Below are 18,146 nucleotides of genomic sequence, written 5' to 3'. Positions count from 1 at the left end.
AATAAAAAAACTCACCTAACTAGGTGAGTTTTTTTCATATTATAATATGTTGTTTTTAACGTATGCTATTCTCTCTAAACAATTTTCTTTTCCTAGAACTTCCATAGTCTTTGGTAAATCTGGTCCATGCATTTGTCCTGTTAATATTACTCTAGAACCCATGAATAAGTTTTTACCTTTTATACCGTGTTCTTTTTGTATTTCTTTAAACATAGCTTTAACAAATGCTTCATCTACAACTTCTGCATTTTCTATCTTAGTTTGTAATGCATCTATTAAAGTTGGTATATGTTCTAAGTTTAAGAATTCTCTACATTCTTCAGTTTCTAATTTAACTTCATTTGAGAAGAATATATTAGCATGTTCAGTTATTTCTTTTACATATTGTAATTTTTCTTTAACAACTGATACCATTCCTTTTATAAAATCATACTTAGTAGTAGCTTCTTCTTCTGTTATAAGACCAGCTTCAACTAAGAAAGGTATAGCTAAGTCTGTTAAGTAGCTATCATCTGCTTCCTTTATATAATGTTGGTTAACCCAGTTTAGTTTTTCTGTATCAAATACTCCACCACTCTTAGATACTCTTTCTACAGAGAAAGCTTTCTCTAATTCTTCCATAGTGAATATTTCTTGGTTGTCTTCTGGAGACCAGCCAACTAATGCAACATAGTTAACTAATCCTTGTGGTAAATATCCTTTTTTCTTGAAGTCTTCAACTGCAACATCACCATGTCTCTTACTTAACTTTTTCTTTTCTTTGTTAAGTATATTTGGTAAATGTACAAATGTTGGTGCTTCCCATCCAAATGCTTCATATAAGTAAACATGCTTTGGAGTTGAAGAAACCCATTCTTCTCCTCTTATAACATGAGTTATTTTCATTAAATGGTCATCAACTACAACTGCAAAGTGATAAGTTGGGAATCCATCAGTCTTTATTAAAACTTGGTCATCTAAATCATTAGTGTTAAATTCTGTTTCACCTCTAACTAAGTCAGTGAATTTTATAACATGATTTTCAGGTAATTTTAATCTTATAACGTAAGGTTCTCCTGCTGCTATCTTAGCTTCAACTTCTTCTTTAGAAAGATCTCTACAGTGACCATCGTATCTTGGAGTTTCTCCAGCTTCTTTTTGCTTTTCTCTTACTTCGTCTAATCTTTCTTTTGTACAGAAACAGTAGTATGCTTGTCCATTATCTAATAATTGTTTTATATAATCTTTATATATATCTAATCTTTCAGATTGTATATATGGCCCATTTTCACCTACTTGAGTTATGTTTCCATTTTCATCTATCATAACACCTTCGCTATGATTAACTCCAGCCCAACTCATAGCATTAAGCATATTTTCTATTGCACCATCTACTAATCTAGTTTGGTCTGTGTCTTCTACTCTTAATATGTACTCTCCACCCATTCTCTTTGCAAATAAGTAGTTATATAAAGCAGTTCTTAAACTACCTATGTGTACAAATCCAGTTGGACTTGGAGCAAATCTTACTCTTACATTCATTTGAATAGCCTCCTCTAATAGTTGTTATGTATAAATTTATAATATCAGAATAACACATATATTGTAATGTTATTTTACCCAAATCTATGTTAAAATCGCGATATTATTATATTTTTATACCTACAAGTATACACCTATAAATCTATTTTATAAGTACTAACTTAAAAAAATTTAAATTTATCTTATTTTAAGCTCTTATTTTATATTAAAATTTTGTGGATAATATGATTTTCTACACAATTAAAATAGTATATATATCCACATATTAACCATTTTTTGTTGATAGTTTAGTGAATTATATATACTATTTATTATCTATACTATCCTAACTTAACGTTATTCTTAACAAACTCAGCTTCTATTTTAGATTTTATTTCATCTAAGCTTATTAATTCTTTATCTTGGGCATCTCTTAATTTAAATTCAACTTTACCGTCAGTTATATCTTTACCAACTGTGATTCTCATTGGTATACCTACTAATTCGCTATCCTTGAACTTAACTCCAACTCTTTCGTCCCTATCATCTAATAATACTTCTACACCCATAGATTGTAACTCATTGTATATCTTTTCAGCAGCTTCCATTTGCTCTGCTTTTTTGATATTCACTGGTACAACTACTACATGATATGGAGCTATTGATAATGGCCATATTATACCATTTTCATCATGATGTTGCTCTATTATAGCAGCAGCAGTTCTTTCTATACCTATACCATAGCATCCCATTACTATTGGCTTAGATTTTCCATCTTTATCTATATAGTTAGCTCCCATAGTTTCTGAGTACTTAGTTCCTAACTTGAATATATGACCAACTTCTACCCCTCTAGCTATTTCTAATTCAGAACCACATTTAGTACATTTATCTCCTTCAGTAACATTTCTGAAATCTCCAACTGTACCTTCGAAATCTCTTCCATAGTTAGCATTTTGTATGTGGTATTCATCTTTATTAGCACCTATAACTAAATTATTTTGTTCAGCTACTTCATTATCTATAAATACATAGTCAGCTTCAACACCTATTGGTCCAGCAAATCCTATACCTGCTTTAGTTACAGCCCTTACAACTTCTTCTCTAGCAAGTTCAAACTCTACTGCTCCACCTATAGCATTAGCAACCTTAGTTTCATTAACTTCTCTATCTCCTCTTACTACAACCACAACAGTCTTTCCATCTACTTCATATACTAAAGTCTTAGCAAATCTATTTGCTGGTAAGTTGAAGAATTTTTCTAAATCTTCTATTGTGTGAACATTTTGGGTGTGTATTTCTGTTAATTCTTTCATTTCTTCTTTATCTAAAGAAGTATTTACTGAAACAGCTTTTTCCATATTTGCTGCATAGTCACATCCACTACAGAATACTATTTCATCTTCTCCTACTTCTGATTTAACCATGAATTCTGCTGAAACAGATCCACCTATTGCTCCTGTATCTGCTTGAACTGGACTATTATCTAATCCACATCTAGCGAATATATTTGTATAAGCATCATACATATCTTGGTATGATTTATCTAATCCTGCTTCATCTATATCAAAACTATATGCATCTTTCATAGTGAAAGTTCTAGTTCTCATAACCCCAAATCTAGGTCTTCTCTCATCTCTATATTTAACTTGTATTTGATATAAGTTAAGTGGTAATTGCTTGTAAGAAGTTATTTCTTGTCTTATTAAATCTGTGAACACTTCTTCATGAGTTGGTCCAAGGCAGAAATCTCTATCATTTCTATCTTTCACTCTCATCATTTCTGCACCCATTACGTCCCATCTTCCAGACTCTTTCCATAACTCAGATGGTATTAATCCTGAACATAGTATTTCTTGGCATCCTTTTTTCTCTAACTCCTCTCTTACTATGTTTTCTATTTTTTTGAAAACTCTTATACCCATTGGTAATTGATTATATACTCCTGATGCCATCTTTCTTATCATACCAGCTCTCATCATTAATTGATGACTTGTTATTTCTGCATCAGCTGGAACTTCTCTTAATGTTGGCATAAACATTTTTGACATTTTCATAGTTATTTCCTCCTGTTTTATATTTTGAAAGTCTTAATATTAAAAAAAACCTTCCGTCTCTATACATATGTATAGAGACGGAAGGTTGAATTTCCGCGGTACCACTCTAATTAGCCATTGGCTCTCTTTAGGGGATATAACGGTCCCTACCGTAAAGGTTTGTTACCACCTTTATGCTAAAAGATTGGTTCAAAGATTATATCTTAGGAACTTTCACCAAATGTTCCCTCTCTGTGAAGACTCTAGTCTTTTACTATTTCTTTATTATAGCTTTGATTTATGTTTTTTATTTATTGTATGTTGTTATTAATAATAATATTATTGTATTCATTTATTGTTGCACATTTTAAGGAATAATTAATTATTAATTTTATTTTTCCATACTTATGAGATAATATTATATTATTTCATATTAGTTGTCAACTTTAACTAATAAACAAATACTTTGTGATGCTATACCTTGCTTTGTACCTGTAAAACCAAGTCCTTCTTCTGTTGTTGCTTTTACATTTATTCTGTCTAAGTTAGTATTTAAAGCATTAGCTATATTCTCTCTCATACTTTGAATATGTGGTGCCATTTTTGGCGCTTGCGCTATTATTGTAGCATCTATGTTACCTATAGTATATCCCTTTTCTATTATTAGATTATTTACATGTCTAAGTAATTCTATACTATCTGCTCCTTTATATCTTTCATCTGTATCAGGGAAATGCTTACCTATATCTCCTAATGCTAATGCTCCTAACATAGAATCCATTATTGCATGAACTAAAACATCTGCATCTGAATGTCCTAATAATCCTGTTTCATGTGGAACATTAACTCCACCCATTATAAGCTTTCTACCTTCAACTAATTTATGAACATCATATCCTAATCCTACTCTCATTATATAGCCTCCGTTAAATTTGATCTTTTAATATTTGTGATCCTATACTTAAATCTTCTTGTGTTGTTATCTTAATGTTATTATATGAACCTTCTATCATTTTAACCTTATATCCTATTCTCTCTACTAACATTGCATCATCTGTTCCGTAGAAATTATTTTTAAAGGCATCTTCATATGATTTTAGTAATATATCGTATTTAAATGTCTGTGGTGTATGAACTGCCCACAAAGTACTTCTATTCGGTGTATCTATTATATCTTTATTTTCATTAACCACTTTTATAGTATCTTTTACCGGTACTCCTACAACTACTGCATTATTTTCTTTGGCTTCGTCTATTGATTTTCTTATAATTTCTTTTGTTACAAATGGCCTTGCCCCATCATGTATTAATACTATCTCACAATCTTTATTTAAACTTTTAAGTCCATTATATACAGAGTCTTGTCTTTCCTTCCCACCAAAAGCAATCTTTATGTTATGTAAATTATACTTTTCTATAATTTCTTTCTTAAAGAATTCTTCTTCTTCTTTTTTTATAACTACAACAATATCTTGTATATCATCATTTTTATAAAACTTTTCTATTGTATATGCTATTATTTCTTTGTTATTAAGCTTTATAAATTGTTTATTTATCCCCATTTTCATTCTACTTCCACTACCAGCTGCTACTATAACAACGCCATTCATTTAATCACCTCTTTATATACAATTAACACTTATATATTAACTACTTTATCTAATAAATTATATCAAAAAAGCCTTCGAAAATACGAAGACTTTTAAAATTTAAACTTTAGGTTTTCCAAATATCATTCTTCCAGCTGGAGTTTGTAATACAGATGTAACTAAAACACTTATAGTTTGTCCCATGTATTTTTTACCTCCATCTACAACTATCATAGTACCATCATCTAGGTATGCTATACCTTGACTATGTTCTTTACCTTCTTTTACTACTTGAACCACCATAGCTTCTCCTGGTATTGCTACTGGCTTAACAGCATTAGCTAGTTCATTTATGTTTAATACCTCAACACCTTGAACTTGTGCTACTTTGTTTAAATTGTAATCGTTAGTTACAACCTTACCATTTAGAGTCTTAGCTAGCTTTAAAAGCTTACTGTCTACTTCAGCTATATCGTCAAAATCAGTTTTAGTAATTTCAACTTCTATTTGTAGTTCTTCTTTTATTATATTAAGTATATCTAATCCTCTTCTTCCTCTAACTCTTTTTAAGTCATCTGAAGAGTCCGCTATATGTCTTAATTCATCTAAAACGAATTCAGGTATAACTAATTTACCTTCAACGAATCCAGTTTTGCATATGTCTGCTATTCTACCATCTATTATTACACTCGTATCTAATACTTTAGGTGGTATAACCCTGTTTATTTCCTTCTTAGATCCTTTATCTTTCATAGATCCTGAAATTTTGCTTAACTTTCCTAAGTTAAATAAGTCATCTTTACTCTTTAATGCTACTCTTATACCTAAGTAGCCCATAAACCCATATGTAATAAAAGCTAAGAATCCTCCGATTATAGGTATTGTGCTCATTATACCACTTACTAAGTAAGCTATTACGAACCCAACTATAAGACCTATAGATCCTAGTAATATATCTGTTTGAGGATATTTTGATATTTCTTTATCCATAACCTTAGCAATATCCTTAAATTTATCAGTAAACCACGGCTCTATTGCATAGAATATGATTCCTACAACTATCCCAACTGAAACAGATGCAATTAAACCATATATCTCTGCACCAAATTTAAGTGCCGGAAATGCTTTCATTAAAGTTGCATATGTAGTCATACCTAGAGCAAACCCCAGTATGCTTGTTATAAATCTTATCACTTTTGGTATCAATTCTTCACCCCCGGATTAATACTTAATATTTTTTTATTATAATCTATAATACCATATTTATTCAACAACAAAGTCCTTAAATATATCTTAAATCCTTATTAATAAATTATATAAGTCTATCTAGTAATACTAATTGTTTCATTTTTATTAGTCCATTTCTTATATATGTTGCCCTTATTTCACCTATCCCCTCTACATCATCTAAATCTTCAATAGATGCATCTAGTATTTCTTGGAAATCTTCAAAGTAATTTACTAAATTTTCAATTATAGTTGATGGTAATCTATGTATCTTATTTAATACTCTATACCCTCTTGGTCTTATCTCCATATCCATATTTTCAGAGAATCCACTATAACCTAAAAGTTTAGCCATATTAGTTAAATCTACTAATTCTTCGGGAGATAATGTTTTTATTTTCTTTTTAAATAACTTTATGTCTATATCTTCTTTGCTATAATCTTTTAGTATAAGTTTTTGGTCAATTTTAGTTGTTCCAACTAATTCTTCTAACTGCATTCTGACTAGTGTTCCTTCTTGCCCAAGCTCTATAATATATTTTTCTATTATACTTGTAATTCTCATAACCATTTCCATTTTTTGAAGTACAATTGCTACATCGTATATAGTTACTAAATCATTAAATTCTAATGCATTTAGGCTTGCTACAGCTTGATCTAATACTGCTTTATATTTTTCTAAAGTCTGTAATGCTTGATTAGCTTTTGTAAATATTTTTGATATTTCTTCTAGCGCATACTTTTGATCTCCTCTGTATACAGTTATTACATTTCTTCTTTGAGATATAGCAATAACTATAGAACCAGTCTGCCTTGCAACTCTCTCTGCTGTTCTATGTCTTGTCCCTGTTTCAGATGTAGGAATAGAATAATCAGGTATTAATTGTGCATTTGCAAATAATATCTTCTTAACATCTTGACTAAGTACTATAGCCCCGTCCATTTTTGCTAATTCATATAAATATGCAGGTGAATAATCTGCATTTATATTAAATCCTCCATCTACAACCTTCATTGTATCTTCTCCATTTGATATAACTATCAAACCACCGGTCTTAGCTTTTAGTACATTTTCTAAACCTTGTCTTAATGGACTTCCAGGAGATATCATTTTTAATGCGTGTAATACATTCTTATTATTTAAGATATCTTCCATTATTATTTATTACCCCCTAGTACTATATTTATAGCTTGTCTTAAATTATCAACTGGCCATATTTCTATACCTTTAACATCTTTTACTGCATCATAATTACTTCTTGGTATAACCATTTTTGAAAATCCTAATTTTTTACACTCAGCTATTCTCTTTTCTATATAGCTAACTGCTCTTACTTCTCCTGTTAAACCTACTTCTCCTGTTACTGCTATTTTTTCATCAACTTCAATGTTTCTAAAACTTGATGCAACGGCAATTATTATACCTAAATCTATTGAAGGCTCATTTATTTTTATACCCCCTACAATATTTAAATACACATCTTGATTTTGAATTTGCAATCCTACTCTCTTTTCTAAAACAGCTAATAACATAGCAACTCTATTATAATCAACCCCTGTAGCTGTCCTTTTAGGAATACCAAAACTAGTTGGTGATACTAATGCTTGCAGTTCTAAAAGCATTGGTCTGGTCCCTTCTACTGTAGATATTATTACAGAACCAGCCACATCTTTTGGCTTTTCTGATATAAGTATCTTAGATGGATTTTCTAACTCTACCAAACCTAAATCTCTCATTTCAAAGACACCTAGTTCATTAGTCGAACCAAATCTATTCTTTACAGCTCTTACTAATCTATATGTATTATATCTTTCTCCTTCAAAATATAAAACTGTATCCACCATATGCTCTAATAATTTAGGACCTGCCAATGAACCTTCTTTTGTTACATGTCCAACTACGAAGGTTGATATACCCATTTTTTTAGAAATTTTCATGAATTTAGATGTACCTTCTTTAATTTGGCTAACAGTTCCTGGAGCTGATGATATTTCTGGGCTATAAACAGTTTGAATAGAATCTAATATGATAAGTTCTGGATTTATACTTTCTAAATGAGCTTCTATTATACTTAAATTATTCTCTGCGAATATATACAGATTATCTGAACTTATACCTAACCTTTGAGCTCTCATTTTTATTTGAGATTCAGACTCTTCTCCTGATATGTAAAGTACTCTTTTTCCTGAGTTTGCAACATTGCTTGAAACTTGTATTAGTAGTGTAGATTTACCTATCCCTGGGTCTCCTCCAACAAGAACTAATGAACCCTTTACAACACCTCCACCTAACACTCTATCCAATTCATTTATACACGTTGAAAATCTTTCTTCTTCTTTAGTTTGTATAGAATTTATACTTACTGGTCTTGATGATGATTTATCTATAATGAAAACTTCTTTTTTACTTCCTTTTTGCTCAATTTCCTCTACGAAAGTATTCCACTTTGTACATTCAGGGCATTTCCCTAACCATTTTGAAGTTTCATACCCACATTCTTGACATACATATTTTGTTTTTATTTTTGCCATATAATTCACCCTTAAATTCTTTTTGTCTATATAATTTTAGCATATCTATATAATATTATGTAGAATCTTTAAAATCCTTTATAGCTAATATACCTATATATTATACTAATATTTTTTGCTTATAAAAATAAAGGGGAATACTCTCCCCCTTATTATATATATTACTACTATTTGCACTTAAATACTATCTTATTATTTTCTACCTCTGCTATAACAACATTTCCACCTCGTATGTCTCCTTTTAGTATTACTTCTGAAAGTGGATTTTCTATCTCTTTTTGTATGGCTCTTTTTAGTGGTCTTGCACCATACTGTAAGTCTAATCCAACTTTTGATATAAATCTTATGGATTCTTCGGTCATATTTAGGTTTATGTTCATAGCTTGCAACCTCGATGCTAATTCTTTTGTCATTAATTTTACTATTTCATCTAAATCTTCCTCTGTTAGTGAATGGAATACTATTATATCATCTATTCTATTTAAAAATTCAGGTCTAAATTTTTGTTTAACTTCTTCCATTATACATTCTTTCATATTTTCATAATCACTCTTGACTTTTTCCTCTTTATTTCTATTTGTAGAGAATCCTAATATTCTTTGAGAGCTTATTTTTGTTGCCCCTACATTAGAAGTCATTATTATTATAGTATTTTTAAAGTCTACAGTTCTACCTTTGGAATCTGTTAGTCTTCCATCATCTAATATTTGCAATAAAATATTAAATACATCTATATGCGCTTTTTCTATTTCATCAAGTAAAATTACAGAGTAAGGATCTCTCCTTACTTTTTCTGTTAATTGGCCACCTTCTTCATAACCTACATATCCTGGTGGTGACCCTATTAGTCTAGATACTGCATGTTTTTCCATATACTCAGACATATCAAGTCTTATTATCTTATTTTCATCTCCAAATTGCACTTCTGCTAAGGCTTTTGATAATTCTGTCTTGCCTACTCCTGTAGGACCTAAGAATAAGAAAGATCCAATTGGTCTATTTGGATCTTTTAATCCTGCTCTTGACCTTCTTATAGCTCTCGAAATTGACTTCACTGCCTGCTCTTGACCAACCACTCTTTCATGTAATATTTTCTCTAACCTTAATAATTTGCTAGATTCAGATTCTACTATTTTATTTACAGGTATACTGGTCCATAATTCTACAACTTCTGCAATATCTTCTGGTTTAACTACTTCTGTATATTTTCCCATAGCATTCCATTGTTGTTTTACTTCTTTAAGTTCTTTCTTCAAATTTTCTTGCTGTTTTTTTATTTTATCAATTTTCTCAAAATCTTGATACATTACTGCTTTGTCTTTTTCCTTATCTATGCTTTCGATTTCTTCTTCTAATCCTAAAATTTTAATTGATGATTTGCCTATTTTTAACCTAACTCTTGATGCAGCTTCATCTATTAAATCTATAGCTTTATCTGGTAAAAATCTATCAGTTATATATCTTATAGATAAATCTACTGCTGCAACTAAAGATTCATTACTTATTTTTAATTTATGAAAATCTTCATATTTATCTCTAATACCCTCTAAGATTTTTATACTTTCTTCTCTAGATGGTTCTTTAAGCACTACTGGTTGAAATCTTCTTTCAAGAGCTGAATCCTTTTCTATATGCTTTCTATATTCATCTATTGTTGTTGCTCCTATAATTTGTAGTTCTCCTCTTGATAGTACAGGTTTAAGTATATTTGATGCATCTATTGTACTTTCTCCAGTTGCACCTGCACCTATTATTGTGTGTATTTCATCTATAAATAGAATTACATTGCCATTTTTTATAACCTCATCTATAACTTGCTTTATTCTATCCTCAAATTCACCTCTATATTTTGCACCTGCTAGCATAGAACCCATATTTAAAGTATATAAGCTTTTATTTTTTAAAGTTTCAGGCACATTTCCTTCTGATATGTTTATAGCTAATCCTTCTATTATAGAAGTTTTTCCTACGCCTGGATCTCCTATTACAACTGGATTATTTTTTGTTCTTCTACTTAATATTTGTATAACTCTCTCTATTTCAATTTTTCTACCAACTACAGGGTCTAATTTACCTTGGGAAGCTAGTTTTACAAGATTCTTACCATATTTATCTAAAAGTTTTAGAGATTCCTCTTGTACCTTAACTGTGTATTTTTCTTCTTTTTCTTGTTGTATTGAGTACTCCTCTAATCCCATCATATCAATTATTAATTGCACAATAGCTCTCTCATCAATACCTTCTAAGTTTAATATTTTCATAGCAGTACCATTGCCTTCTTGAACTATCGCTAACAAAATATGCTCTGTTCCTATATAATTAGTTCTTAACTTATTAGCAAACATGCCAGAGAGCTCTAATATTTGTTTACTCCTTGGACTTAATGTTACATCTTCTACTGGCTCATTAGCGTTGCCTTTTATTTCAATTATTTTTGATTTGATTATGCTATCTGTTAGCCCTAACTGCATTAATACTTTTCCTGCTATTCCTTCCTTTTCCTTTAATAAGCCAAATAAGATATGTTCACTACCTACCACTTTATGACCCAAACTTTGTGCACTTTCTATACCTATATCTATTGATCTCTTTGCCCTTTGAGTAAATCTGTTGAAATACAAACTTTACCCTCCTCTCTATTATAATAATTACTTAATGCTATATATATTTGATTAATTTAGTAATTAATTATAGTCAACCTTTTTAATATCATTCAGTTACTTCATAATACACATCTACTAAATGTATATTTAATCTAATTTATATGCATTTTTTTCATTATTGTTCCAAGGTTTAACTTGTACTTTCTAAAAAATTTAAGGCTCTAGATGAGCAATCTAGAGCCTTAAATTTTATTTATTATTTTCCAACTCTATTATTTTTTGAGCTAATTGAGCTGGAACTTCTTCATATGTTTCTAATTCCATCTCAAAATAACCTCTTCCCTGAGTCATGGCCCTTAAATCTATTGCATATTTAAAAGTTTCTGCTTGTGGAGCATTTGCATATATTATTTGTTTTCCTTTTTCATCAGATTCCATTCCAAGTATTTTTCCTCTTCGCTTATTTATATCCCCCATTATATCCCCCATATACTCTTCTGGAACAGTTATCTTAAACTTCATTATAGGCTCTAGTAAAACTGGCTTAGCCTCTTCCATACCCTTCTTAAATGCTATACCTGCTGCTAATTTAAATGCCATTTCTGATGAGTCTACATCATGATATGACCCATCATATAAAGTTGCTTTTATATTTGTAACTGGAAAACCTGCTAAAACTCCCTTTACCATGGAATCCTTTATACCTTTTTCTACTGCTGGGATATATTGTTTTGGTACAGATCCACCAAATATTTCTTCAGCAAACTCAAAATCTAAATTACTTCTTTCAAATTTAATTTTGACATCTCCGTATTGCCCATGACCTCCTGACTGCTTTTTATGCTTACCTTGAACTTCAGCTTTTCCTTTTATAGTTTCTCTATAAGCTACTTTTATATCTTCTAAACCAATATCTACACCAAACTTTGACTTAATCTTATTTTTTATAGTATTTATATGGAGTTCCCCTTGACCTCCTATTAATACTTGTTTTGTCTCAGGATTTCTATACCACTTAATAGTTGGGTCTTCTTCAACCACTTTATTTAATGCAGAACCTATCTTATCTTCATCTCCTTTATTTTTAGGAACCACTGCATAATATATTTGTGGCTTTGGTAAGTTTATATCTTCTAATTCGTATTCATCCTTACTTATAGATACAGTATGACCAGTTTGAAGTGAATTTACTTTTGTTACGATTATTATATCTCCACATCTAGCCTCACTTAGCTCTATAAGATCTCCATTTTTCATAGTATATATATTATATATTTTTTCTTTCTCTGATTTATTCAAATTAAATAATTCACAGTCTTTATTTATTTTACCTTGAGTTACCTTTATATAAGACATTTTTCCTATGAATGGGTCTACTATTGTTTTAAATACTTGCCCTTTAAATTTAGCCTCTATATTAGAGTACTTTGGCTGCAAATATTTTGAAACAGTTTCTAATATTTCAGTTATTCCTATATTGTTTATAGTTGAACCACATATAACAGGAATTATATCTCCTCTTTGCATACCTATAGTTATCCCTTTTTGTATATCTGCATCACTTAAATCTTCTCCACTAAAATACTTATCTAATAACTCATCATCTGTTTCTGCTATAAGCTCCATTAGCGCTTCTTTTACACTCATAGCTTCTTGCTTAAATTCTCCATCTAATCCATCCATATTTTCAAAAACATTATGTAATTTTATAAATTCTTTATTCTTATATATAGGTATAATCATTGGTACTACTTTATTGCCATACTTCTCTCTAAGCATAGCTAGTGTATCTTTATATCTAGATTTTTCATTATCAATTTTATTTATGAACATTATTTTTGGCATGTTTTCAGTTAATTCTAATGATTTTTCTGTTCCCACTTGGACGTCAGTTGTTGCATCTATAACTATTATAGCTGCATCACTTGCATTAAGAGATGATATTACTTCTCCACAGAAGTCAAAGTAACCTGGTGTGTCTAATAGATTGTATTTATAGTCATTATACTCTACTGGGGTTAATCCTATACTGTATGTCATATTCATTTTATCAGTTATTCTCGGTATTTTACTAGTTAACTTTGATGTGTATGCTATGGCTTCAATTAAGTTTGTCTTCCCGCATCCACTATGACCTAGTATTGCTATATTTCTTATATTACTACTATCGTAAATTTTCATATAAGCACCTACCTTTATAATTTATAAATTACTTTGAGTATTTCACTATAATTACATAACTAAATTTTATTTTTTGATAATAAGTATGTAAACATCTTAACTCTAGGTGGTGATATAAATATTTCCCAAGAAATAGTTAGTACTTAAGGTCTTAGTCATTAATTCTATACTTATTACCTCTTTCCTCTCTTTTACTGTAATTTCATATTTAATAATAAATTTTATTTTATATATATATATTCAATAATCTATATATAATTCCACTTATTATTTATACAATTCTAATGTAGTATATTAATAATAATTTTTCTCATATTTTACTATTGATATACATTTTATCTATTTATCGAAGTTTAATTTATTTAATTGATTATGTCTTTATACTGACAATTATTTCTTCTATTTTTCGATAAATAAAAGAACTTATGCCTTTTAAGCATAAGTTCTTTTTTAGCTTATCATATTATTACAAACTAACTTTAAAGAAGAATATCTTCATATTTTAATCTATTTAATTTATATTAGAAATTCTTAAGTATTGTTTTATATGAGTTAAGCGAATTTTTTATTTATCTTTCATAGTTATAAGTAATTGCTTATCTCTTACTAATTCCCCTTCTTCAACTTTTATTGATTTTACAATACCATCTGCTTTAGCAACTATTATAGTTTCCATTTTCATTGCTTCTATAATAATCATTGGTTGATTTTGTTTTACTTCATCATCTTCTTTAACTAAAATTTTAACTACTTTTCCAGGTATACTAGCTCCTATTTGCATAGGGTCATTCATATCAGCTTTTATTATATCTTTTATGTTCCCAGAGTAGTTATTGTCTTTTATATCTATATCCCTCATCATACCATTTAATTCAAATGATACTGTTCTATTTCCATTTTCTTTAACATCACCTATATCTACTAACTTTATAGTAAGTATTTTACCTTCTTCTATCTCTACTTCACACTCTTCACCTTTATTTAATCCATAGAAATACACATGACTATCTAGCTTTGATATATCATTATATAGTTGCAGATGTTTTAGGTAATCTTCATATACCTTTGGATATAAAGTATAACTTAATATATTTCTTATATTTGTATTCATTTTGAATCTCTTATCTAAATCAGCTTTTATACTTTCAAAATCTTCCTTTGGAATTAATTTACCAGGTCTTTCTTCTATCGGAGTGTCTCCTTTTAATACTACCCTTTGAATATCTTTTGGTATTCCTCCTTCTGGTTGACCTATCATTCCTTTACAGTAGTCTAATACAGAATCTGGAAATGATAATTTTTCACCTTCTTCTATTATGTTATTCTTATCTAATTTATTTTTTACCATAAATATAGCAAGGTCTCCTACTACTTTAGATGATGGAGTTACTTTTATAATATCTCCCAATATTTCATTTGCTTCTTTATACTTTTCTTTTACTTCATCAAATTTATTTGACAGTCCTAAGCTATCAGCTTGTGGTTTTAGATTTGTATATTGTCCTCCTGGTATCTCATATTTATATATTTCAGCAGAAGGATTTGATAAATCACTTTCAAATCTAGAATATATTTTTCTTAAATCTTTATAATAGTTTCCTATTTCTTCATATCCATATAAATTAATCTGAGTATCTCTTTCAGTATTTTTAAGTGCTTCTACAATAGCGTTTAGTGATGGTTGGCTAGTTAAACCTGCCATAGTTTCTAATGCTCCATCCACTATGTCCACCCCTGCCTCAGATGCCATAAGGCAAGTTGCAATACCATTTCCACTTGTATCATGTGTATGAAGATGTATAGGAGTATTGACATTATTTTTTAATTCTTTTATAAGAGTATATGCTGAATATGGCTTAAGTAAGCCTGCCATGTCTTTTATGCATATTATATCTGTACCTAATTCTTCTAGCTCTTTAGCCATTCTTATATAATATTCTAAATTATATTTATTCTTTGTTGGATCTAATATATCTCCTGTGTAACATATACTAGCCTCTACTATTTTTCCAGTTTCTAAAGCTGTTGATATAGATGGCTTCATATTTTCCACCCAATTTAGAGAGTCAAATATTCTAAATACATCTATTCCCTGTTCTGCTGATTGTTTTATAAATTCTTCAATTACGTTATCTGGATAATTTTTATATCCAACTCCATTTGATGCTCTAAATAACATTTGGAATAATACACTAGGTATCTCTTCTCTAAGTTTTTGTAGTCTAATCCATGGAGATTCTTTTAAAAATCTATATGCAACATCATAGGTTGCTCCTCCCCACATCTCAATAGAAAATAAATCTTTCATATACTCATTAGTTGGTTTTGCTACTTTTAATAAGTCATATGTTCTAAGTCTTGTAGCTAGTAATGATTGATGTGCATCTCTCATAGTTGTATCTGTCAGCAATAGTTTCTTTTCATTTTTAATAGATTCCATATACTTTTCTTTACCTAATCTATTAAACAGATCCCTACTTCCTTCATTAAGTATTATATCTTTATTTATCTTAGGCTGATATATTGAATCAAATGAAGGTTTATCTTCGCATTTATTTTCATTTACTACTGTATTCCCTATAAATTGAAGTAATTTTGTACCTCTATCTTTACTTTCTCTTATCTCAAATAATTCTGGATTAATATCTATAAATCTGGTGCTACATTTTCCCTCTACGAATATAGGATTATTCAATACATTTACCAAAAATCCTATATTAGTTTTAACACCTCTAACCCTAAATTCTTTGATAGATCTTATAGTTTTATTTATTGCACCTTTAAATGTTCTATCCCAAGATATAGTCTTTACAAGTAGACTATCATAGTATGGACTTATATTTGCCCCTGCAAATCCATTACCTCCATCTAGTCTAATACCAAATCCTGAACCAGTTCTATATACTTGTATTTTACCTGTATCTGGCATAAATCTATTTTTAGGGTCTTCTGTTGTTATTCTACATTGAATAGAATATCCTCTTAGTTTTACATCTTCTTGAGATTTTATATTTATCTCATCACTATCTAATCTATATCCTTGAGCAATTAATATTTGACTTTGCACTATATCAATACCGGTTACCATTTCAGTTACCGTATGTTCTACTTGGACCCTTGGGTTCATTTCTATAAAATAGTATTCTCCACTATCATCTACTAAAAATTCTAAAGTACCTGCATTTATATATCCTACATGCTTAGCTATTTTAACTGCGTCATTGCATATATTTTCTCTCAATTTATCGCCTAGAGAAAATGCTGGTGAATATTCTATTATCTTTTGATGTCTTCTTTGTACTGAACAATCTCTTTCATACAAATGTACTATATTTCCATACTTATCCCCTAATATCTGTACCTCTATATGTTTAGGATTAGCTATATACTTTTCTATGAATATCATATCTTCACCAAAAGCTTTTTTTGATTCACTACATGCTGTTTCATATTCTATACTTAAATCTGATTCGTTATAAACAACCCTCATACCTCTACCGCCACCGCCGTTAGAAGCTTTAAGCATTATTGGATATCCTATTTCTTTAGCTATTTCTTTGGCTCTTTTAATATCTTTGATTGGTTCATCTATTCCTGGTATAGTAGCTACATCCACCTCTTTTGCTATTCGTTTTGAATTTATTTTATCTCCCATCATATTCATTATATCTGCTGATGGACCTATGAATGTTATTCCATTTTTCTCACACTTCTTTACGAATTCTGGGTTTTCAGATAAGAAACCATATCCTGGATGAATTGCATCTACATTTTTCTTCTTAGCTAATTCTATAATACTATCTATATCTAAGTATGCGTCTATTGGACCTTTATCTTCTCCTATTAAATAAGATTCATCTGCTTTTGTTCTAAACAAACTATATTTATCTTCTTTACTATATATCCCCACGCTCTTTATCCCCAATTCAGAGCAGGCTCTAAATATCCTTATAGCTATTTCTCCCCTGTTAGCAACTAAGATTTTATTAAATTTTTTAAACATAATCCTAATCCCCTCCCTTTTTCTTTTAATATTAAAGATTATAAACTATGTTATTTAATGTTTAAATACGTTTACTTGAAGTCCTTAATAAATAATATAAATACATTTAAATAAATAACTTTTATCTTATATAACAAAAAATACCTAACTTTAGTTAAGGCGGTTTAGATCATATTATTAAGTATTTAAATTTTTTTATTTTTAATATAGAAATTTATTCGAATTGATGCATATTTTGAACTAATCGTTTGTTTAGATATCATTTAATATAGCAAATTTATCACATTTGCATTAAATAAATGATTTTTGAAATATTGTATGGCTTAGTATTGATTTTTATAAAGACTTATTTTTTATTATATGTTTTAAAATATAAATATTACTATTTTTTCGCATAAAAAAAAGATTACGTGGCTACGTCTTACTCTCCCAGGAGGTCGCCCCCCAAGTACCATCAGCGCTAAAGAGCTTAACT

General features: G+C 29.5%; 10 protein-coding genes and 1 other annotated feature. All 10 genes read right to left on the bottom strand.

Features of this window, described 5'->3' with window-relative positions:
- Positions 1-39: 39 nt before the first annotated feature.
- Positions 40-1,521: a glutamate--tRNA ligase gene (gene gltX, locus ABCP60_RS12320; RefSeq protein WP_166506181.1), complete on the bottom strand. Its 1,482-nt coding sequence runs from the start codon at positions 1,519-1,521 to the stop codon at positions 40-42.
- Positions 1,522-1,841: 320 nt separating this feature from the next.
- Positions 1,842-3,557 (bottom strand): proline--tRNA ligase, encoded by a 1,716-nt coding sequence (locus ABCP60_RS12315; RefSeq protein ID WP_343101834.1) that lies wholly within the window; start codon positions 3,555-3,557, stop codon positions 1,842-1,844.
- Between the two features lie 70 nt (positions 3,558-3,627).
- Positions 3,628-3,834, bottom strand: a binding site (T-box leader).
- A 135-nt stretch (positions 3,835-3,969) separates the two neighbouring features.
- Positions 3,970-4,449 (bottom strand): 2-C-methyl-D-erythritol 2,4-cyclodiphosphate synthase, encoded by a 480-nt coding sequence (gene ispF / locus ABCP60_RS12310; protein ID WP_092921748.1) that lies wholly within the window; start codon positions 4,447-4,449, stop codon positions 3,970-3,972.
- Between the two features lie 13 nt (positions 4,450-4,462).
- Positions 4,463-5,146 carry a 2-C-methyl-D-erythritol 4-phosphate cytidylyltransferase gene (gene ispD / locus ABCP60_RS12305; RefSeq protein ID WP_343101833.1) on the bottom strand — a complete coding sequence of 228 codons (684 nt, stop codon included), beginning with the start codon at positions 5,144-5,146 and terminating at the stop codon, positions 4,463-4,465.
- Positions 5,147-5,245: 99 nt separating this feature from the next.
- Positions 5,246-6,331 (bottom strand): PIN/TRAM domain-containing protein, encoded by a 1,086-nt coding sequence (locus tag ABCP60_RS12300; protein ID WP_166506179.1) that lies wholly within the window; start codon positions 6,329-6,331, stop codon positions 5,246-5,248.
- A gap of 106 nt (positions 6,332-6,437) precedes the next feature.
- Complete coding sequence (gene disA / locus ABCP60_RS12295) at positions 6,438-7,508, bottom strand: DNA integrity scanning diadenylate cyclase DisA (protein WP_166506178.1); 1,071 nt, start codon at positions 7,506-7,508, stop codon at positions 6,438-6,440.
- A gap of 2 nt (positions 7,509-7,510) precedes the next feature.
- Positions 7,511-8,884, bottom strand: coding sequence for a DNA repair protein RadA (gene radA / locus ABCP60_RS12290; protein ID WP_092921740.1), 1,374 nt, complete (start codon positions 8,882-8,884; stop codon positions 7,511-7,513).
- Positions 8,885-9,051: 167 nt separating this feature from the next.
- Positions 9,052-11,505, bottom strand: a complete 2,454-nt coding sequence (locus ABCP60_RS12285) for an AAA family ATPase (RefSeq protein ID WP_343101832.1) — start codon at positions 11,503-11,505, stop codon at positions 9,052-9,054.
- 231 nt (positions 11,506-11,736) lie between these two features.
- Positions 11,737-13,668, bottom strand: coding sequence for an elongation factor G (locus ABCP60_RS12280; RefSeq protein WP_343101831.1), 1,932 nt, complete (start codon positions 13,666-13,668; stop codon positions 11,737-11,739).
- 565 nt (positions 13,669-14,233) lie between these two features.
- Positions 14,234-17,671 (bottom strand): pyruvate carboxylase, encoded by a 3,438-nt coding sequence (locus ABCP60_RS12275; RefSeq protein ID WP_343101830.1) that lies wholly within the window; start codon positions 17,669-17,671, stop codon positions 14,234-14,236.
- Positions 17,672-18,146 lie beyond the last annotated feature (475 nt).

The sequence above is a fragment of the Romboutsia sp. MSSM.1001216sp_RTP31141st1_G3_RTP31141_220114 genome (assembly GCF_039031195.1).
GTDB lineage: Bacteria > Bacillota > Clostridia > Peptostreptococcales > Peptostreptococcaceae > Romboutsia_C > Romboutsia_C hominis.
This window is presented reverse-complemented; position numbering and strand designations above follow the sequence as displayed.